This window comes from Amycolatopsis sp. cmx-11-51, from assembly GCF_047608665.1.
GTDB lineage: Bacteria > Actinomycetota > Actinomycetes > Mycobacteriales > Pseudonocardiaceae > Amycolatopsis.
Window position 1 is genome coordinate 312,148 of record NZ_JADNQO010000004.1, and the last position, 18,427, is coordinate 330,574.

General features: G+C 68.0%; 18 protein-coding genes and 1 riboswitch. Of the genes, 10 read left to right on the forward strand and 8 right to left on the reverse strand.

Features of this window, described 5'->3' with window-relative positions; translation table 11 throughout:
- Positions 1–32: 32 nt before the first annotated feature.
- A complete protein-coding gene (locus ACM6LU_RS17995) occupies positions 33–506 on the forward strand; it encodes a bifunctional nuclease family protein (protein WP_005150031.1) in 474 nt (157 codons plus the stop codon).
- 185 nt (positions 507–691) lie between these two features.
- Here the strand turns inward: ACM6LU_RS17995 and ACM6LU_RS18000 are convergent, their stop codons facing one another.
- Entirely contained in the window at positions 692–1,336 is a 645-nt protein-coding gene (locus ACM6LU_RS18000; RefSeq protein ID WP_414938859.1) for a TetR/AcrR family transcriptional regulator, read from the reverse strand.
- Between the two features lie 267 nt (positions 1,337–1,603).
- Between ACM6LU_RS18000 and ACM6LU_RS18005 the strand changes: the two genes are divergently transcribed.
- Entirely contained in the window at positions 1,604–2,185 is a 582-nt protein-coding gene (locus tag ACM6LU_RS18005; protein WP_414938860.1) for a MerR family transcriptional regulator, read from the forward strand.
- Between the two features lie 46 nt (positions 2,186–2,231).
- A riboswitch (glycine riboswitch) is annotated at positions 2,232–2,328 on the forward strand.
- Between the two features lie 170 nt (positions 2,329–2,498).
- Positions 2,499–5,378, forward strand: a complete 2,880-nt coding sequence (gene gcvP, locus ACM6LU_RS18010; protein ID WP_414938861.1) for an aminomethyl-transferring glycine dehydrogenase — start codon at positions 2,499–2,501, stop codon at positions 5,376–5,378.
- Positions 5,379–5,381: 3 nt separating this feature from the next.
- On the opposite strand, the gene ACM6LU_RS18015 is transcribed toward gcvP, so the two are convergent.
- Positions 5,382–5,744, reverse strand: a complete 363-nt coding sequence (locus ACM6LU_RS18015) for a nuclear transport factor 2 family protein (protein ID WP_414938862.1) — start codon at positions 5,742–5,744, stop codon at positions 5,382–5,384.
- Between the two features lie 111 nt (positions 5,745–5,855).
- Between ACM6LU_RS18015 and ACM6LU_RS18020 the strand changes: the two genes are divergently transcribed.
- Both ACM6LU_RS18020 and ACM6LU_RS18025 read left to right on the forward strand, forming a co-directional pair.
- Complete coding sequence (locus ACM6LU_RS18020) at positions 5,856–6,683, forward strand: helix-turn-helix domain-containing protein (protein ID WP_414938863.1); 828 nt, start codon at positions 5,856–5,858, stop codon at positions 6,681–6,683.
- A gap of 48 nt (positions 6,684–6,731) precedes the next feature.
- Positions 6,732–7,559, forward strand: a complete 828-nt coding sequence (locus ACM6LU_RS18025) for an aldo/keto reductase (protein ID WP_414938864.1) — start codon at positions 6,732–6,734, stop codon at positions 7,557–7,559.
- A gap of 103 nt (positions 7,560–7,662) precedes the next feature.
- On the opposite strand, the gene ACM6LU_RS18030 is transcribed toward ACM6LU_RS18025, so the two are convergent.
- The 5 genes from ACM6LU_RS18030 to ACM6LU_RS18050 form a co-directional block, all read right to left on the reverse strand.
- Entirely contained in the window at positions 7,663–8,349 is a 687-nt protein-coding gene (locus ACM6LU_RS18030; RefSeq protein ID WP_414938865.1) for a hypothetical protein, read from the reverse strand.
- A 93-nt stretch (positions 8,350–8,442) separates the two neighbouring features.
- Positions 8,443–9,354, reverse strand: a complete 912-nt coding sequence (locus ACM6LU_RS18035; protein ID WP_414938866.1) for a 3-methyladenine DNA glycosylase — start codon at positions 9,352–9,354, stop codon at positions 8,443–8,445.
- Complete coding sequence (locus ACM6LU_RS18040; RefSeq protein ID WP_414938867.1) at positions 9,351–10,394, reverse strand: hemolysin family protein; 1,044 nt, start codon at positions 10,392–10,394, stop codon at positions 9,351–9,353. The genes ACM6LU_RS18035 and ACM6LU_RS18040 overlap by 4 nt, the downstream gene beginning before the upstream one ends.
- Positions 10,391–11,737 carry a hemolysin family protein gene (locus ACM6LU_RS18045; protein ID WP_414938868.1) on the reverse strand — a complete coding sequence of 449 codons (1,347 nt, stop codon included), beginning with the start codon at positions 11,735–11,737 and terminating at the stop codon, positions 10,391–10,393. Before ACM6LU_RS18045 ends, ACM6LU_RS18040 begins: the two co-directional genes overlap by 4 nt.
- A 167-nt stretch (positions 11,738–11,904) precedes the next feature.
- Complete coding sequence (locus ACM6LU_RS18050; protein ID WP_414938869.1) at positions 11,905–12,501, reverse strand: TetR/AcrR family transcriptional regulator; 597 nt, start codon at positions 12,499–12,501, stop codon at positions 11,905–11,907.
- Between the two features lie 202 nt (positions 12,502–12,703).
- Here ACM6LU_RS18050 and ACM6LU_RS18055 point away from each other — a divergent pair, with 202 nt between their 5' ends.
- From ACM6LU_RS18055 to pip, 5 genes are all read left to right on the forward strand, one after another.
- Complete coding sequence (locus ACM6LU_RS18055) at positions 12,704–13,102, forward strand: hypothetical protein (protein ID WP_414938870.1); 399 nt, start codon at positions 12,704–12,706, stop codon at positions 13,100–13,102.
- Positions 13,103–13,104: 2 nt separating this feature from the next.
- Positions 13,105–13,731 (forward strand): DUF3558 domain-containing protein, encoded by a 627-nt coding sequence (locus tag ACM6LU_RS18060; RefSeq protein ID WP_414938871.1) that lies wholly within the window; start codon positions 13,105–13,107, stop codon positions 13,729–13,731.
- Complete coding sequence (locus tag ACM6LU_RS18065) at positions 13,728–15,089, forward strand: WXG100 family type VII secretion target (RefSeq protein ID WP_414938872.1); 1,362 nt, start codon at positions 13,728–13,730, stop codon at positions 15,087–15,089. Before ACM6LU_RS18060 ends, ACM6LU_RS18065 begins: the two co-directional genes overlap by 4 nt.
- A 24-nt stretch (positions 15,090–15,113) precedes the next feature.
- Positions 15,114–15,845, forward strand: coding sequence for an ESX secretion-associated protein EspG (locus ACM6LU_RS18070; RefSeq protein ID WP_414939150.1), 732 nt, complete (start codon positions 15,114–15,116; stop codon positions 15,843–15,845).
- A 362-nt stretch (positions 15,846–16,207) separates the two neighbouring features.
- Positions 16,208–17,155: a prolyl aminopeptidase gene (gene pip / locus ACM6LU_RS18075; protein ID WP_414938873.1), complete on the forward strand. Its 948-nt coding sequence runs from the start codon at positions 16,208–16,210 to the stop codon at positions 17,153–17,155.
- A 68-nt stretch (positions 17,156–17,223) separates the two neighbouring features.
- Here pip and ACM6LU_RS18080 read toward each other — a convergent pair whose 3' ends face one another.
- On the reverse strand, positions 17,224–18,408 hold the full coding sequence (locus ACM6LU_RS18080; RefSeq protein ID WP_414938874.1) for a Glu/Leu/Phe/Val family dehydrogenase: 1,185 nt from the start codon (positions 18,406–18,408) through the stop codon (positions 17,224–17,226).
- Positions 18,409–18,427 lie beyond the last annotated feature (19 nt).

Sequence of the window (18,427 nt, forward strand, 5' to 3'; positions counted from 1 at the left end):
GGCCCGTGCGCACGAGAGGGAGGCGAAGCCCGATGAGCGAGATGCGCGTCGTCGGCGTGCGGGTGGAGCTGCCCGCGAATCAGCCGATCTTGTTGCTGCGGGAAACCGAGGGCGAGCGATACCTGCCGATCTGGATCGGCTCGGTCGAGGCCACCGCCATCGCGTTGGAGCAGCAGGGAGTCCGCCCGGCCCGTCCGCTGACACATGACCTGCTCAAGGAGGTCATCGGGGCGCTGGGCCGCGAGCTGGAACAGGTCGTCATCACCGACCTGAAGGAAGGCACGTTCTTCGCGGAACTGGTCTTCGACGGCGACATCCGGGTTTCGGCGCGGCCGAGTGACTCGGTGGCGCTGGCGTTGCGGGTGGGGGTTCCGATCCACGCCGTGGACGCGGTGCTGGAGGAAGCGGGTCTCATCATCCCCGACGAGCAGGAGGACGAGGTCGAGAAGTTCCGCGAGTTCCTCGACTCCGTCTCGCCGGAGGACTTCCGCGGCGCGGACACCTGACCCGTATCGCGAGATCTTGAACGAAGGGGCGGCGCCGGTAGCGCCGCCCCTTCTTCGTGCGTGCGGTGTTGAGCGCTGCCACGCCCCGGTCACGAGAGCTGAAGGGGACCATCCCCTCATCTCACGCGGTGAAGGGCGCTTTACCCGCATCGCATGCGGGGAAAGTCCCCTTCAGCTCCACGACCTCAGGCAGCGGTCGCCCGTGTGAACAGGTCCGCCAGTTCCCGCCCGTACCGTTCCAGGTCCAGCTTCGGGTCCGTCGCGAACTTCGCGGCGACGCCGTCGACGGCCTGAGCGATCGACAGGGCCATCACGTCCGGCGCGAAGTCGCCGAAAGCGCCTTCCTGCTGGCCTTGCCGCAGCTGACGCTCGAGCCGACCGGTGCGAAACTCCTCGACGATCGGCGCGGACATGAACCAGCCCTCGGTATCCGATCCGCTCGAAGCCATCTCGACCATGACCCGCACCAGTTCCGGGTACGACCCGAGGAACTCGATCTCCGCCTCGATGTAACCGCGCAGCAACCCGGCCCGGTCGGCCGTGCCCTGAATCCGCTCCTCGAGGAACTTGTCCTTCATCCCGGTCGCGGTGGTGACCACGGCCTGCATCAGGCCCGCCTTGTTGGTGAAGTGGTAGGAGATGATCCGGGTACTGGACAGCCCGGCGCGTTCCTTGATCTTCGCGAAGGTCGCCTTGTGGTAGCCGAGATCCGAGATCGTCGCGATGGTGGCGCCGACGATCTGGGCCCGTCTGGCGGCCTCGGTGACCGACAGTCCGAGCTCCGCCTGTACCGCGCTCGCGGCGCTTTCGGTGGAAGGAGTTACTTGCATGAGTAAAAAATAACACGGCTGAGTAAAAGTGGCAACGGTGCAGCCGAACGGGGGGCCACTCCCGGCAAGCCTCAAGAAGAGCTTGAGGTTGACCGCGCGTCGCGTTGACCGCTTTGCCGGACGCGCTTACCGTCAATGGAGGTAAGTCGCCAAGGTGTGATTCGGATGTCTGGGGCATCCGTCTTGACGGTTGACTCCGGTGCGGACTCACGTGGGTCCGCGCGGCTTTGTTCGCCGGCCGCCAGGTCGGGCGAGGGGAGGCATGGCGTGGTCGAGGCTGGTAGCCCTCAAGAGCCGCTCGTTCCGGTCGGAGACGGCGAGCAGGGTGAGCTGTTCCCCGACTCTTCCCTTCCGGACGAACTCGTCGGCTACCGCGGTCCCGCCGCCTGCCAGATCGCCGGGATCACCTACCGGCAGCTCGACTACTGGGCCCGTACGAAACTGGTCGCGCCGAGTATCCGCACGGCACACGGCTCCGGTTCGCAACGGCTGTACTCGTTCAAGGACATCCTCGTACTGAAGGTCGTCAAGCGCCTGCTGGACACCGGCGTCTCGCTGCAGAACATCCGGGTCGCCGTCGACCACCTGCGCCTGCGCGGTGTCCGTGACCTCGCCAGGGTCACCCTGTTCTCCGACGGAACCACCGTCTACGAGTGCACCTCACCCGAAGAGATCGTCGATTTACTGCAGGGCGGCCAGGGCGTTTTCGGCATCGCCGTCAGCGGCGCGATGCAGGAGATCAGCGGCACCATCCACGAGTTCCAGGCCGAACGGGCCGACGGCGGCGTGATCGAAACCGTCACACCGGACGAGCTCACGCAGCGCCGTAACGCACGTCGTACCGGCTGATCATGAAGCCGCGCGAGCGGCAGGGTAGGCTCACTTTCGCGGTCGACGAATCCGCGCGGGAGAGATCGAGCCGATAACAGCTCGGCGCCGAAGGAGCAAGTCCTCCCCGGAACCTCTCAGGCACCCTGGACCGCGCGGACTAGACGCCTCTGGAAAGTGAGTCGTCAGGTCACCACCTGGCGGCTCCGCCGACGGTGCAAGCCCGACTCAACCCACGGGCGAAACTCTCAGGCGCCCCCACGGGGGTACGGACAGAGTGGGGAGGGCCAGGACAATCCGTCCCGGCCCCACCCCGCGTCTTGGGAGGTCCCCGATGGAGCCTGTTTCACTGGCCGCTCTCGAATCCGGATCGCCCTTCGCGGACCGGCACATCGGCCCCGGTGCCGAAGAACTCACGCGCATCCTCGACATCGTCGGCGTTTCGTCGCTCGACGAACTGGCCGAGCGGGCCGTCCCAGCTTCGCTGCGGGAGTCCGCGACACCGCCGGACCTGCCGCCGCCCGCCACCGAGACCGGCGCGCTCGCCGAACTCCGCGCGCTGGCCGCGCGCAACCGGCCGATGGTCCAGATGATCGGCCTCGGCTACCACGACACCGTGACCCCGCCGGTGATCCGCCGCAACGTGCTGGAGAGCCCGGCCTGGTACACTGCCTACACGCCGTATCAGCCGGAGATCTCGCAGGGCCGTCTCGAAGCGCTGCTCAACTTCCAGACCATGGTCGCCGACCTGACCGGCCTGCCGATCGCCAACGCGTCCATGCTGGACGAGGCGACCGCGGCGGCGGAGGGGATGACCTTGGTCCGCCGCGCCGGAAAGTCGAAGTCGAACCGGTTCGTCGTCGACGAGGACACTCTGCCCCAGACGATCGAGGTCCTGCGCACCCGCGCCGAACCGCTCGGTATCGAGCTGGTGACCGCCGACCTGTCCCAGGGCATCACCGGACTCGGCCTCGGTGGCGACTTCTTCGGGGTGCTGCTGTCCTATCCCGGCGCGTCCGGCGTCGTCCGCGAATGGGACCACACCATCGCCGAGGCCAAGGCACTGGGCGCGGCCGTGGTGATGGCGGCGGATCCGCTGGCCTTGACCCTGCTGCGGTCGCCGGGTGAGCTCGGCGCCGATGTCACGGTCGGGTCGACGCAGCGGTTCGGTGTGCCGATGGGTTTCGGCGGCCCGCACGCCGCGTACCTCGCCGTGCGGCGAGGGCTCGAACGGCAGCTGCCCGGACGGCTCGTCGGGGTGTCGAAGGACGCCGACGGCACCCCCGCGTACCGGCTCGCGCTGCAGACCCGCGAGCAGCACATCCGCCGCGAGAAGGCCACGAGCAACATCTGCACCGCGCAGGTGCTCCTGGCGGTCATCGCGTCGATGTACGCGGTGTACCACGGTCCCGAAGGACTCCGTGCCATCGCGAACCGCGCGCACCGGATGGCCACCGTGCTCGCGGCCGGGCTCGCCGAGAGCGATGTGGACGTCGTGCACTGCGAGTTCTTCGACACCGTCATGGTCGCGGTTCCGGGCCGCGCCGCCGGAGTCGTCGCCACCGCACGGGACCTGGGCGTCAACCTCCGGCTCGCCGACGCGGACCACGTCGCCGTCGCCTGTGACGAGACGACAACTCGTGAGCACCTTTCCCTGGTGTGGAAGGCGTTCGGCGTTGCGGTGTCCGATGTGGACTCACTCGACGCGGACACCGCCGACGGTTTTCCGCCGGACCTGCGCCGTACCAGCGAATACCTGACGCATCCCGTCTTCCACGCATACCGCTCGGAAACCGCGTTGCTGCGGTATCTGCGGGCACTGTCGGACAAAGACGTCGCGCTCGATCGCAGCATGATTCCGCTCGGCTCCTGCACGATGAAACTCAACGCCACGGCCGAAATGGAGCCGATCACCTGGCCGGAGTTCGCCGGGCTGCACCCGTTCGCGCCCGCCGAGGACGCGGCAGGATCACTGTCCATCGTCAAGGATTTGGAGCACTGGCTGGCCGGGATCACCGGCTACGACGCGGTTTCCCTGCAGCCGAACGCCGGCAGTCAGGGCGAGTTCGCCGGTCTGCTGGCGATCCGTGCCTACCACCGCGAGCGCGGGAACGTGGCGCGCGACGTCTGCCTGATCCCGTCGAGCGCGCACGGGACGAACGCGGCCAGCGCGGTGATGGCCGGAATGCGCGTGGTCGTCGTGAACTGCGACGACGAGGGCAACATCGACGTCGGCCACCTCAAGTCCACAGTGGACGAGCACGCCGACGACCTGGCCGCGATCATGATCACTTACCCGTCGACACATGGGGTTTACGAGGACACCGTCCGTGAGGTCTGCGCGCTGGTGCACGACGCGGGTGGCCAGGTGTACGTCGACGGGGCGAACCTGAACGCGCTGATCGGTGTCGCGCAGTACGGCCGGTTCGGTGCCGACGTCTCGCATCTCAACCTGCACAAGACCTTCTGCATCCCGCACGGCGGCGGCGGTCCCGGCATCGGGCCGATCGGCGTCCGGGCGCACCTGGCACCGTACCTGCCGAACCACCCCCTGCAACCGGACGCCGGCCCGGCCACCGGTGTCGGTCCGATCAGCGCCGCGCCGTGGGGCAGCGCGTCGATCCTGCCGATCTCCTGGGCCTACATCCGGATGATGGGCGCCGAAGGCCTCAGGCGTGCGACCCTGACCGCGGTCGCGAACGCCAACTACGTCGCCAAGCGCCTCGCCGAGCACTATCCGGTGCTCTACTTCGGACACGAGGGACTCGTGGCGCACGAATGCATCCTCGATCTCCGCGCGCTCACCAAGCGGACCGGCGTGACCGTCGATGATGTCGCCAAGCGGCTCGCCGACTACGGGCTTCACGCGCCGACGATGTCCTTCCCGGTCGCGGGCACGCTGATGGTGGAGCCCACCGAGAGCGAGGATCTCGGTGAACTCGACCGGTTCTGCGACGCGATGATCGCGATCCGCGGCGAGATCGACCAGGTCGCCGCGGGGGAGTGGCCGGTGGCCGAAAGCCCGCTGCGCAACGCACCGCACACCGCGCGCTGCCTCGCCGGGGAGTGGGATCGCCCGTACAGCAGGGAGATCGCGGTCTTCCCCGCCGGTTTCACCGCCGCGAAGATCTGGCCACCGGTGCGGCGGATCGACGGGGCCGCGGGTGACCGCGACCTCGTCTGCTCCTGTCCGCCGCCGGAGGCCTTCGCCTGATCGTCAGCCGGGCATCTTGTCCAGAAAGCCCAGCACCTGCTTGATCCGGCCGTCCTCGACGGTGATGACGTCGAAGCCGATCGCCAGGGGCTCCTCCGCCCCCTCCGGGCCGAGGTGCCACTGGAACCGCGCGATGTCGTGGTGCGCGTCGGGGGTCGACGGCAGGCTGAACCTCAAACCCGCGAACTGGGCCTGCGCACCGGCGATGAACCCGTCGACGCCGTCGTGCCCGGTGACCGCGCCCAGCGGGTCGGTGTAGGCGGTGTCCTCGGTGAACACTTCGGCGATGAGCGCGCGGCGCTTGTCCTCGTCGGTCTCGTTCCACACGGCGATGTACTGCTCGGTGACGCGCTGGATCTCCGACATGGTGCCTTCTCTCGTTGGTGGGTAACCGATGTCGCAACTCTGACCGGTGCGGGTGGGGCACGTCGATTACGTGCGAGGTAATGGCGGCCCGGCACCCTTGGCCGTAGGTTCGTGATCGTGACGACCACCTTGACGGCGGGCCGCGCCGGCCGCCCTGTCGGCGAACTCCTGCGGGAATGGCGCGATCGCCGCCGGATCAGCCAGCTCGACCTCGCCATCTCCGCGGAGATCTCGACCAGGCACCTGAGCTTCGTGGAGACCGGGCGGTCCAAGCCCAGCCGCGACATGGTGCTGCGGCTGGGAGAACACCTGGAGGTCCCCTTGCGGGAACGTAACCGGCTGCTCCTGGCGGCGGGCTACGCGCCCGCCTACCCGGAGAGCGGTCTCGGCGACCCGGAACTGGTGGCGGTCCGCCAGGCGGTCCGGCAGCTGATGTCCAGTCACGAGCCCTACCCCGCGGTTGTCGTCGACCGGGGGTGGAACCTGGTCGACGCCAACGCGAGCGTGTCGATCATGACCGATCTGGTCTCGCCGACCTTGATGACACCGCCGGTCAACGTGCTCCGGCTGACCCTGCACCCGGAGGGGATGGCGCCGTACGTGCTGAATCTGGGGGAGTGGCGCGCACACCTGCTCGGCAGGCTGCGGCGCCAGGTGACCCAGACGGCCGATCCGGTCCTGACGGAGCTGCTGGAGGAACTGCTCACCTATCCGTGTGATGATCCCGTGCCCGAGGTGGAGGTCCCCGGCCCGGGTGACATCTTCGTCCCGCTGCGGCTACGGCACGACGGGGTGGATCTCACCTTCTTCGGCACGGTCTCCACCTTCGGGACGCCGCTGGACATCACGGTCGCCGAGCTCGTGATCGAGTCGTTCTTCCCAGCCGACACGGCCACGGCGGAGTATCTGCGCGCGTACGCCCGGCGCGGGGTGGAATGATGCGGGGCAGGAAACCCCGCCGCACACCCCAGTGAGGATTTTTCTTCCATGGCCGTGCCTTCCGTCGTCCTGAACAACGAGGTAGCCATCCCCCAACTCGGTTTCGGCGTCTGGCAGGTGCCCTCGGGCGACACGGCCAAGGTCGTCCGGACCGCGATCGAGGCCGGGTACCGCAGTATCGACACCGCCGCGTCGTACCGGAACGAAGCAGGCGTCGGTGCGGCGATCCGCTCCGCGGGTGTGCCTCGCGACGAACTGTTCATCACCACCAAACTGCCGAACCCCGGCCACGGCTACGACGCGGCGCTGCGCGCGTTCGACGCCAGCCTGGCCGAGCTGGGCCTGGACCGGGTCGACCTGTACCTGATCCACTGGCCGATGCCGACCCGCGGCAAGTACGTCGAAACCTGGCGGGCGCTGGAAAAGCTCTACGCCGACGGCCGGGTGCGGGCCATCGGGGTGTCGAACTTCCACCCCCCGCACCTCGAACGGCTGTTCGACGAGTCGGGGATCGTGCCCGCCGTCAACCAGATCGAGCTGCATCCCCGCCTGCAGCAGAAGGCGTTGCGGGAGTTCCACGCCGAGCACGGCATCGTCACCGAGGCGTGGAGCCCGCTCGCGCAGGGATCGCTGCTCTCGGATCCGACCCTGAACGCGCTCGCGGCCAAGTACGGCAAGAGCCCGGCGCAGCTGGTGTTGCGCTGGCACTTGCAGCTCGGCACGGTGGCCATCCCGAAATCCGTGACCCCGTCCCGGATCCGCGAGAACTTCGACGTCTTCGACTTCGAACTCGCCGAGGACGACCTCGCCGCGCTCGCCGAGTTCGACGACGGGACACGCACCGGCCCGGACCCGGACACCTTCGACCTCGTCTAGGAGCTGAAGGGGACTTTCCCCGCATCTCACGCGGCGAAGGGCGCTTTCCTCCCATGACATGCGGGGAAAGCGCCCTTCAGCTCACGCGAGGAAACGGTGGGGCTTAGGTGGCCTTGATGCCCGCGGCGGCGAAGTCGGCCTGCTGGGCTGGCTGCTGCAGGAACTGCCGGAACGTCTGCGAGGCGCGCATCTGGACCTCGTCGATGCTCTTGCCGGCGAGTCCGACGAGCGGGTAGTCGGCCGAACGCGCTGTCGCGACCGACTGGGCGGGCGAACCGACCAGTTCGGGCTTCGCGATGTTCAGTTCGGTCACCCAGTAGGAAGACTCGGGGATCCAGGCGGCGGGGAGACCGCCGATGGAGTCCAGGTTCGTCCGTCCGACGAGGCCGTCGAGCACGGAAGCGGAGGGCAGCGCGTCGATCTGGATGATCACGCAGTGGTCGCGGACCACGGTCGCGGCGTTGTTCCACCGGTCCGCGGCCGCCCGGAGCGGCTTCTCGATACTGGGGGTGACGATGATCCGCATCGGCGTGTCACCGGCACTGCAGGCCTTGGCCTGGGCTTCGGCGCGGGTGTTGAGCTCCCCGTCCGCCCAGTTCCAGCCGAACACGCCGATCGCGACCAGGACCACGAGGACCAGGCAGGCGATGGGCCACTTGGCGATCCGGCGCCGCGGGGCCTTCTTCCCGATGATCCGGTGCGAGCCGGTCGCCTCACCGCGACCCTGAGGCCGTTTCGGCGGGTCGAGGGGATGCGGCACCGGCTCCTCGGCCACGCTGTGTCGCCCCATCGTTGTCCTTTCGAAACGTGCGCGCTCGCGCTGCGTATGCAATCAAACCGTTATCACTCTAACAGGGGAGGATGTTACGGGGAATGCGACGACTCACAGTTGTTTTCCGCGGGTGGCGGGCATCCTCTTTAACTCGGTCAGAAGTCGTTTGCAATGCGCTATCAGGTGCTCACGCAGCGGCGCGGCCCGGCGGGCGAAACCGGCCTGGGTGCGGGCGTACTCGGCCCGGCCTTCCGGGCTCTCGATCCGCACGGGTGAGTACCCGAACGCCGCGAGGTCGTACGGGCTGGCGCGCATGTCCAGCTCACGAATGTCCGCAGCCAGCTCGAAGCAGTCCCCGACCAGCTCAGCGGGCACGAACGGGTCGAGTTTGTAGGCCCACTTGAAGAGATCCATGTTGGCGTGCAGGCAGCCCGGCTGCTCGAACTCGATCTGGTTCTCCCGCTCCGGCCGCAGCGTATTACGCGGCTTGGCGGGCTCGGTGAAGAACCGAAAAGCGTCGAAATGCCCGCATCGGATCTCCAGCGACTCGACGACGCCGTCCGTTCCGGCCGAGCCGAGCCGGAGCGGAAGCTGTGAGTGACGAACCTCATCCGCCGATTCCCGGTAAACCATTGCCCATTCGTGAAGCCCGAAACAACTGAGCCTCGGCGCGCGCGACGCGGTCGCGGAAAGCAGGCCGACGACGAATTCGGCGGTTTTGGCCCGGCCCTCGGTGAAGCCCGCCGGGTCCAGCATGACGCCGTCCGGTGTCTCGACGTAGCCCTTCCGCTCCAGGAACCGGTGCGCTGACCGGCCTTCGAGCGCGACGCCCGGCCCCGGCTGCCAGCGTTCGACGTGGCCGGGGCGGTGCGAGTAGTAGGTGAAGAGGAAGTCGAGGACCGGGTGCTTCTCGCCCCGCGAGCGGCGGCGCTGGTGCGGCGTCGTCCAACGCCGCATCCGCGTGACGTGGTCGTCTTCCCGAGCCCGCCAGGCAGGCTCGGAAAGAACGATCACGCCGGTCATGACATGACGTGGGTGCCGTCGCGGACAGTTCCCACGTATTCCTCGACGAGGTCCTCCAGCGCGACGACCCCGATGGCTTCACCCGCCGGGTTCAGCGCCCGCGCCAGGTGACTGCCTTCCTTGCGCATCGCCGACAGCGCCTCGTCCAGCCGGGCGTCGGCACGCAGTTCGGTCAGCGTGCGTGTCTTGCCCGACGGCACCGCGGTCGACGGCTCCTCGCCCACGAGGTCGAGGACGTCCTTCACGTGGATGTAGCCGGTCAGCGACCCGTCGTCGGCGCAGACCGGGAAGCGCGAGAAGCCGGTCGAGGACACCGCGCGCTCGACGTCGCCCAGCGTGGGCGAGCAGGGCAGTGTCGTCAGTTGCGCCGTCGGGACCAGGACATCGGCCACCGTTTTCTCCACCGACGACAGCGTCTTGCTCAGCCGCTGGTGCTCGGACTGCTCCAGCAGCCCTTCGCGCCGCGATTCACTGAGCAGTTCCGCGAGTTCGTCGGAGGTGTAGGCGGTTTCGAGTTCGTCCTTCGGCTCGACCTTGAACAGCCGCAGCAGCGAGTTCGCCACGAAGTTCAGCAGCCAGATGAACGGGTTGGCGATCTTCACCCAGGCGACGTGCACCGGGACCAGCCACAGCGCCAGCCGCTCCGGTTCGGCGATCGCGAGGTTCTTCGGCACCATCTCGCCGATGAGGACGTGCAGGATGGTGATGAACGCCAGCGCGATCGCGAACGAGATCGGGTGCAGCAGCACGTCCGGGATTCCGATCAGCTCGAAGAACCCGGCCAGCTGATGCGCGATGGCGGGCTCGCCAAGCCGTCCGAGCAGCAGTGAGCAGATCGTGATGCCGAGCTGCGCGCCCGCGAGCATGAGCGAGACGTTCTTGCTCGCGTTGATGACGATCTGCGCGCGCGTCTTTCCCTGCTCCAGCAAGGCTTCCAGCCTGTCGCGCCGCGACGAGATCAGGGTGAACTCGGCACCGACGAAGAAGGCGTTGGTCAGCAGCAGTACCACGACGAGGAAGATGTTGAACCAGTCGCTCATCGGGCGGGCTCCTGCTCGGCGGAGGTAGCGGTTTCGCTGACCCGGCGGACTTCGACCTCGGCGATGCGGAGACGGTCCATTTTGGTCACCGTGAGCCGCCAGGCATCGAGATCGGTGGCGTCTCCGGGGGAGGGGATCCGGCCGAGCCGCTCGAGGATCAGCCCGGCGATGGTCTCGTAGTCGCCGTCCGGCATGCGGAACCCGGTCTCGTCGGTGACTTCGTCGGCGCGAAGCTGCCCGGACACGAGCCAGTTTTCGGCGCCGACCTGTTGCGAGGAGGGCTCTTCCTGGTCGTCGTGCTCGTCACGGACATCGCCGATGATCTCCTCGACGACGTCTTCCAGTGTCACGAGGCCCGCTGTGCCGCCGTACTCGTCGACGACGATCGCGAGCTGGAACCGGGAATCACGCAGCCGGTTGAGGAGCGAGTCGCCCGGCAGCGATTCGGGCACGGTCGGGATCGGCCGCATGACCGAGCCGATCCGCACCGTGGCGCGCTGGCCCGCCGGGATGGTGAACGCCTGTTTGATGTGCACCGCGCCCTGCACGTCGTCGAGATCCTCGGTGTAGACCGGGAAACGCGAGAAGCCGGTGCGGCGGGAGATCTCGATGAGGTCGTTGATCGTGTCGTCCACGGTCAACGATTCGAGCTGGACGCGTGGCGTCATCAGCTCGTCGGCCGTCCGCTCGCCGAAGCGCAGCGACTTGTCCAGCAGTTCGGCTGTCGAAGTGTCGAGCGTGCCGCTTTCGGCGCTGGAACGCACGATCGAACCGAGCTCCTGGGGTGAACGGGCCGAACGCAGTTCCTCCTGCGGTTCGACACCGAACTTGCGGACCAGGAAGTTGGCGCTGTTGTTCATCAGGGTGATGAGCCAGCGGAACAGCGACGAGAACCGCGAGTGGTACCCCGCGACGGCGCGCGCGGTCTGCAGCGGCCGGGCGATCGCGAGGTTCTTCGGCATCATCTCGCCGAGGATCATCGACAGCGACGTCGCCAGGATCAGCGCGACCGCCAGTGAGACGCCGTTCGCGACACCTTCGGAGAAGCCGATGGCGGTGAACAGCGGGTGCAGCAGGTCGCCGATCACCGGCTCCGCGAGGTAACCGGTGATCAGGGTGGTGATGGTGATCGCCACCTGCGCGCCGGAGAGCTGGAACGAGAGGGTGCGGTGCGCCTTCTGCACGGTGTGCGCGCGACGGTCGCCGACCTGGCGGACGTTCGCGTCGACCGTGCTGCGCTCGAGCGCGGTGAGGGAGAACTCAGCGGCGACGGCGAGGCCGGTGCCGATGGTCAGCAGCAGGAACAGGAGGATGCCGAGAACGGCGAGCAGGATTTCCATCATTTCCTGCCGGCGGGGACGGAGTCGGCGGGAAGATCCGCGGAACAGCCGGGTGTGCCACCCGGCTCGATACTGTCACCAGGTGACTGCGCGTCGCGCACGAAAAGAGTCACTCCTCAATCGGATGAATCGACCAGAGACCGCCGCTGTACTGCGGCGATAGGACAATCTTAACGCGTTCCCCCGGCCGCGTGGGCGCGGTGCCGCCGCACACTCTCCTCGACCAGGTCGAGGACGGGACCGAGATCGTCGCCGGGCTGGCCCGTCGCGAGGTGGGAGACGAGTCCTTCGAGGACCAGTTCGAGGTACGCGGTCAGGACGTCGACATCGACGTCGTCGCGCAGGATCCCGGCGTCGCGCTGGCGCAGCAGACGGCGGCGGGTCGCGGTGGTCAACTGCTGCGACCGCTCGGCCCAGCGGGCGCGGAACTCCGGGTCGGTCCGCAGCCGCCGCGAGACCTCCAGCCGCGTGCCGAGCCAGTCGGCGGGGTGCTCGCTGCGATTCGTCAGCAGGTCGCGCATCACCTGGACGAGCCCTTGCTCGGCGACGACGTCGGCCATGCGGACCGCGTCGTCCTCGGCCAAGGCCAGGAAGAGGGACTCCTTGTCGCGGAAATGGTGGAAGATGGCGCCGCGGGAAAGGCCGGTGGCCTCCTCGAGCCGCCGGACCGTGGCACCCTCGTAGCCATAGCGTGCGAAGCACACACGGGAGCCGTCGAGGATCTGGCGCCGGCGTGCGTCGAGGTGATCCTGGCTGACCCGTGGCATCCTGGAATCCTGTCACCGAGAGCCCGGGTAATGCAATCCGTACGTACGTACTGTGATCAGTTCCCGGGATCTTCGCCCGACAGGGGAACCGGTCGGCCTCGACACGCGTCCGACTACTCGGCCGGATCGGCTGACACGTCGACCGCCACTTGGCTACGCTTTGTCCGTCACGGTGCGTGAATGCTGAGGGAAGGTGCGGGGCGTGGACATCATCGGCGATGCCGCCAGTGCGGTAAAGGCCGTCTGGGGGGACCTCTTCACGCCGCCGGAGCCGACCGTTTACGGCGGCGGAGGCGGTGGGGGCGGCAACTTCGAGATGAGCCCCGAGGAGCTGAAGACCGTCATCGGGCTGTGGGAAGACGAGCTGCAGAAGGTCGTCGACGACGGTGACAAGATCGATTTCATCCTCAGTGACCTGATGCCACCGGGGCAGGACGAAGCCAGCTCCAGCTATGTCAATTCCGGTGTTGACTCATTGCTCGCCCTGCAGAAGCAGAACGACTCGATGAAGGCTTACATCGAGGGCTACATCGCTAAACTTGAAGTTGCCCGTTCGAAGACTATGGCCACGGACGCGGCGAACACCCTGCGCACGACCTGAGGATGCCGAACGTGTTGAGGAATCGTGCCGCGGTGGCGGCGCTCGTGCTGGTTTCCGTCGCGGTCGCCGGTTGCACAGGAGAGACCCCGGGTACGCCGACGCCGACCCCGGGAACGTCGCCGTCATCGGCTTCGTCCGTCGCGCCGGAGGATCCGAATGTGCCGAAGGTGGCGAATCCGCTGGACGCCTCGGCGTTCGTCGGTGACGTCTGCAAGCTGCTCCCGGACGCCGCGGCAGCGGACCTGGGGTTCACCGCGCCAGGCGAACCGAAGGACGAGAGCAGCAATCCCGGTTGCAGCTGGGGGATTCGCGGCAAGGCCGACAGCCTGTTGATCATCCTCGGCAGCGGCAACCGCGAAAAGGGCATGGGTGGCCTGGCCGGCCTGCACAAGGCCAAGGAAGCCGGTCAACTGAGGTTCCTGGAGCCAGGTCCCGATGTCGACGGCTATCCGACCGTCTACTACGGAATCCAGGACCGGCGAGCGGGCGGCAACTGCGACCTCGCGGTCGGCGTCGCCGATGATCTGACGGTCAACACCCTCGCCGGGGGCTACGACAATGAGCAGGATTCCTGTGGAACCGCGCAGAAACTCGCGTCGGCCGTGATCAAGACACTCAAGGGGGCATGAGGGTGGACGGCAAGCAGATTTACGAGAACTTCACCGAGGGTGACACACGCAACCTGCGCAGCGCGGCCGATCGCATCTCGGACCTTTCGGACGCCTATGTCGATCGAGGCATGGCCATCAAGTCCCTGCAGTCGCGGATGACGTCGTCCTGGACGGGTTCCGCCGCAGACGCGGCGAACGCCGGCGCGGGCCCGCTCGAGCAGGCGTTCCGCGAGACCGCGGACCCGCTGTTCACCACGAAGGCCTCGGTCACCACGCAAGCGGACAGCTTCGACGACTCCGGGCAGACGGTCGTCCCCGTGCCGCCGAAGCCCGAAAAGCCCAACCCCTGGACCACCGGCCTCAAGGGCGCGATCCCGATCGCCGGTCCGTTCATGGTCAACAACGACATCAAGAACTACCAAGAGGGCGTCGCTAAGCACGAGGCGGCGAACCAGAACAACGTCCGCGTGATGGACCAGTACGACTCGGTCACCAGCAGCACGAGGTCGTCGTTGCCGACCGATTACGGCGTGCTCAAGAACGACGGTGCAAACGTCAGTGTCAAGGTCGGTGGCGGTCCGCCGCCGATCAAGCCGCCGCCCGTCATCCCGGTCAAGCCCGGTAAGCGGGGCGGCGGTGACGACAAGAACGACGAGAACGACGGCACCGACACGAGCGGCACGAACGACAACGACAACAATCAGCACCAGAATCAAAATCAGCACCAGAACCAGAACCAGAACAAGCCCGGTGTCGGCGAAGACCGGCCGGTGAACCCGAGGGACAAGCCTGGCGGCGACCCCAACGTCACGACGCCGACGAGGAAGCCGGGGCCCGGGGACACGACGCTCCCGTCCGGCGGCGGCAGGGGCAAGCCGGGACAGACCACCGAGATCCCGGGCCGGGACGTCGGGCGCGGTACTGGCGGCAACCCCGACGACGTGCTCGGCCTGACCAACGGTCTCAACCAGAACAACGGCCCCGGTGGCGGCGGGGCCAACCCGCCCGGAAGCACCGGCGGCGGACGCAACGTTGCCGGGCCCAACAGTGCCGCGGGCAGGCTTCTCGGCGGCGAGGGTGGTACCGGTGGCCGCGCGGGCGGTCCGGGTGGACCCGGTTCCGGTGGTCTCGGTGCGGGCAGGGGCTCCGGCATGGGTGGCCTCGGCGGTGGCATGGGTGGCGCCGACCACCTGGCGGGTGGCCGTGGAGGGGCAGGCCGCGGCGGAGGTCAGATGGGTCCGATGGGTGCGGGCGGCAGGCGTGCCGAGGGCGACGAGGACGACGAGCACCAGCGTCCCGACTACCTCATCGAAGCCGACCCCGACGCGATCTTCGGCACCGACCAGCGGACCAGCCCGCCGGTCATCGGCGAGTAGCGGATGACCCTGAGAACAGGCCGGGTGGACGTCCCGGTCGAAGCCTTGGCGGTGCTCGCCGAGCGCGAACGCGTCGGCGACCTGCACATCACGCTGCGTCCCGAACCGCGCTGGTTGTCCAGGACAGCCCGCGCGGAGGCGGACAAGCGAGTGGAAGCCGCTTTGGCGCAGGCCGGGCTGCTGGATTCGAGCGGCCGCGCGTCGGTCGACTTCCTGGACTGGCTGCCGGTGCTCACGAAACCGGCGATCGAGTACTACGGCTGGGTGAACGCGGGCGGTCAGACCTACGGCCTCCTCGCCGCGTCGCTGGGGTTGCAGGCGGTGCTGGCGGTGTCGTCCGGTGACTGGGTCGGGCTGCAGGAGATCGACCGGCGACGGTTGCCCGAGTCACTGATCGAGCAGTTGCCACCCGTTCCCGCGGGTGGCGGCAGGCTTCGCACCGTTCGGGCGTACGAGCTCGAAGAGGCGGCGCGGCGTGGGCCGGACACGCATTCGCTGCCGCCGGTGATCGCGGACATCGTCAGCCTCGTGCAGCGGCCGGTCGAAGGGAGCGGTGAGCTCTACGTCGGCAAGCGGGACGAAGTCGGCAGACACGTGGCGGTCGAGGATCCGCTGCACTTCGCCGACACCGACTGGGGCCGGTACCTCAGCTACACGACCGGGCAGGGCCACGACGCGGTGGTCCACATCGGCCCCGCGGGCCCGTCCGAGCTGGCAGACGCGCTCCGGCACGTTTCGGGGACGCTGGGCAGCTAGCGCAAGTCCTTGAAGGTCTCCTTCCCCCACCGTGAGGGTCAGGGTCCCTGCAAAGTCGAGGTTTTGCGGGTCAGGCGGTTATTCGTCGCGGGGTCACACCGGTTGCGGAGCTTGATCAACAGGGGTTCAGGGACCTGCCCTCCGGCCCTCCCCGCTCGGCCTTGCAGGCATTAGCGATGTCAAGTCCGGACTACCAACAGCAGGGCTGACCAGCAGCTCTGCGACTTCGCCGGGACGTTGACCTTCAGGGTAGGCAAGGAAGCCTTCACGTCGTTCTGGACCGAAACCTCGCACACCAAGCCACCCTCCCGGCTATTGTGACAGCGCTGTTGTATTCTTGCGGGTCTGGGAGGACGAGGAACGTGACACGGCTATACCCGGAAATCGAACCGTACGACCATGGGATGCTCGACGTCGGCGACGGGCACCTCGTGTACTGGGAGGTCTGCGGGAATCCCGACGGCAAACCCGCCGTCACACTGCACGGCGGCCCGGGGACCGGCTGCAGCGCCGGTCTGCGCCGCTACTTCGACCCGGCCAAGTACCGCGTCGTGCTGTTCGACCAGCGCGGGTGCGGCCGGAGCACGCCGCACGCGGGGGAGCCCGACGCCGACCTCTCCGCCAACACCACCGACCATCTGATCGCCGACATGGAGAAGCTTCGCGAGCATCTAGGCATCGAGAAGTGGCTGCTCTTCGGCGGTTCCTGGGGCTCGGTGCTCGCGCTGGTCTACGCCGAGCGGAACCCCGGCCGGGTCTCCGAGATGGTCCTGATGGGCCTCGCCACCGGACGTCGGAGCGAGACCGACCTGCTCACCCGCGGCCTCGGCGGCGTCTTCCCCGAAGCTTGGGCCAAGTTCCGTGACGGTGTTCCCGAGGCGGAGCGCGACGGCGATCTGGCGGCCGCGTACCTCAAGTTACTCCTGGATCCCGATCCCGCGGTGCACGAGAAGGCGGCCGCCGACTGGTGTGCCTGGGAGGACGCGATCATCCTGACTTCCCCGCCGTACAAGAGTTTCGAGACTCCGGAGTTCCGGCTCGCCTTCGCCAGGTTGGTCACGCACTACTGGAGCCAAGGGTCCTTTTTGGACGAAGGCGTGGTGCTGAGGGAAGCCAAGACGCTGGCCCACATCCCGGCCGTGCTCGCCGAGGGAAACCTCGACCTGAGCAACCTCATCGGCACCCCGTGGGAACTGGCGCACGCCTGGCCGGGCAGCGAACTGGTGGTCATCGCCGAGGTCGGCCACAGCACTCAGGACGAGCCGATGCGCGAAGTCCTCGTCGGCGCGACAGATCGCTTCGCTTCGTAAGCCCGATCCCGCGCGCAGGCCCCCTTCCCTCGGTCCAGCCGAGGGAAGGGGGCTGCACGCGCGAGACGTCAGGGAATGACCAGTGCGGGGGCGGCTTCATGGGCGGCGTCCGAACGGGTGATTTCGGCGAGCCGCAGGCCGGTGGTGCGCGGGGCGATCCGGTCGAGGTTCCACGAACTCAGCAGCAGCGCCACCTTCGTCCGCATCTCGGTCCGCAGCCGGAGGAACGAGTCGGCGGGGTCCGCGCCGACCTCGCCGAGCAGGAGCCACCACGCCCACGCGGCCGCGCCGGCGTTGGCGACGAAGTCCGGGATCACCGGGATGCCCCGGGCCGCGAGGACCGCTTCGGCGTCGGGTGTGGTCGCCGCGTTGGCCGCTTCGATGACGACCTTCGCCTTGACTACGCCCTGGTTCCCGGCGCGCAGCGCGTAGGAGATCGCCGCCGGGACGAGGATGTCGGCCTCCGTCGCCACGATCTCGTCACGGGGGAGCAGCCGGACGTCGGATGGCAGCCGGCCGCGGTCGATCTCGCCGTAGGCGTCACGCAGGTCCAGCAACGCCGGGATGTCGAGGCCTTCGGGCCGGTACAGCGTTCCGGCGGCGTCGGCGACCGCGACGATCTTCATCCCGGCTTCGTGCAGGTACCAGGCCGCGCCGCCACCCATGGTGCCGATGCCCTGCACGGCGACGGTCGTCTTCTCCACCGGCCATTCCCACGCGTCGGCGACACCGAGGCAGGCCTGCGCGACACCGTAGCCGCCGATGACGTCGCCGAGCAGGAGGCCGCCGGGGACCGGGGTGCCCGCCCCGGCCTGCACGCGGCGAAGGGTGTGCGCCGGATCAGCCGAACGGCGGATCGCGGCGTGGTACGACTGCTCGAGTCCCAGCTTCGCGAACACCTCGTCGATCAGGTGCTGAGGCACGCCGAGGTCCTCGGCGGTCACCCAGTGGTTGTCGATCCACGGCCGCAGGAACGCGCAGAACCGTTCCAGCACACCAAAAGCACGCTCGTCCTTGGGATCGAAGTCGATGCCGCCCTTCGCGCCGCCGACCGGCAGGCCGAAAGTCGCGGTCTTGTTCGCCATCCCCCTCGCCAGGTCTTCGACCTCGGACATCGTGCAGCCCGCGCGCATCCGGGTCCCCCCGGTCGCGATGCCGGAGACCAGGCTGTGCACAACGAGGTAGCCGGTGGCACTGGTGACGGCGTCGGTCCAGATGAGCCTCATCAGCGGTTCGGCGTTCCTCGCGGCCATGCGGCCACCTCCTTCGGGA

What these genes read in the sequence shown, in the direction of transcription:
- ACM6LU_RS17995 (WP_005150031.1), top strand. Translation starts at nt 33, where the DNA reads ATGAGCGAGATGCGCGTCGTCGGCGTGCGGGTGGAGCTGCCCGCGAAT.
- ACM6LU_RS18000 (WP_414938859.1), bottom strand. Translation starts at nt 1,336, where the DNA reads ATGCAAGTAACTCCTTCCACCGAAAGCGCCGCGAGCGCGGTACAGGCG.
- gcvP (WP_414938861.1), top strand. Translation starts at nt 2,499, where the DNA reads ATGGAGCCTGTTTCACTGGCCGCTCTCGAATCCGGATCGCCCTTCGCG.
- ACM6LU_RS18015 (WP_414938862.1), bottom strand. Translation starts at nt 5,744, where the DNA reads ATGTCGGAGATCCAGCGCGTCACCGAGCAGTACATCGCCGTGTGGAAC.
- ACM6LU_RS18025 (WP_414938864.1), top strand. Translation starts at nt 6,732, where the DNA reads ATGGCCGTGCCTTCCGTCGTCCTGAACAACGAGGTAGCCATCCCCCAA.
- ACM6LU_RS18030 (WP_414938865.1), bottom strand. Translation starts at nt 8,349, where the DNA reads ATGGGGCGACACAGCGTGGCCGAGGAGCCGGTGCCGCATCCCCTCGAC.
- ACM6LU_RS18035 (WP_414938866.1), bottom strand. Translation starts at nt 9,354, where the DNA reads ATGACCGGCGTGATCGTTCTTTCCGAGCCTGCCTGGCGGGCTCGGGAA.
- ACM6LU_RS18040 (WP_414938867.1), bottom strand. Translation starts at nt 10,394, where the DNA reads ATGAGCGACTGGTTCAACATCTTCCTCGTCGTGGTACTGCTGCTGACC.
- ACM6LU_RS18045 (WP_414938868.1), bottom strand. Translation starts at nt 11,737, where the DNA reads ATGATGGAAATCCTGCTCGCCGTTCTCGGCATCCTCCTGTTCCTGCTG.
- ACM6LU_RS18050 (WP_414938869.1), bottom strand. Translation starts at nt 12,501, where the DNA reads ATGCCACGGGTCAGCCAGGATCACCTCGACGCACGCCGGCGCCAGATC.
- ACM6LU_RS18060 (WP_414938871.1), top strand. Translation starts at nt 13,105, where the DNA reads ATGCCGAACGTGTTGAGGAATCGTGCCGCGGTGGCGGCGCTCGTGCTG.
- ACM6LU_RS18065 (WP_414938872.1), top strand. Translation starts at nt 13,728, where the DNA reads ATGAGGGTGGACGGCAAGCAGATTTACGAGAACTTCACCGAGGGTGAC.
- ACM6LU_RS18080 (WP_414938874.1), bottom strand. Translation starts at nt 18,408, where the DNA reads ATGGCCGCGAGGAACGCCGAACCGCTGATGAGGCTCATCTGGACCGAC.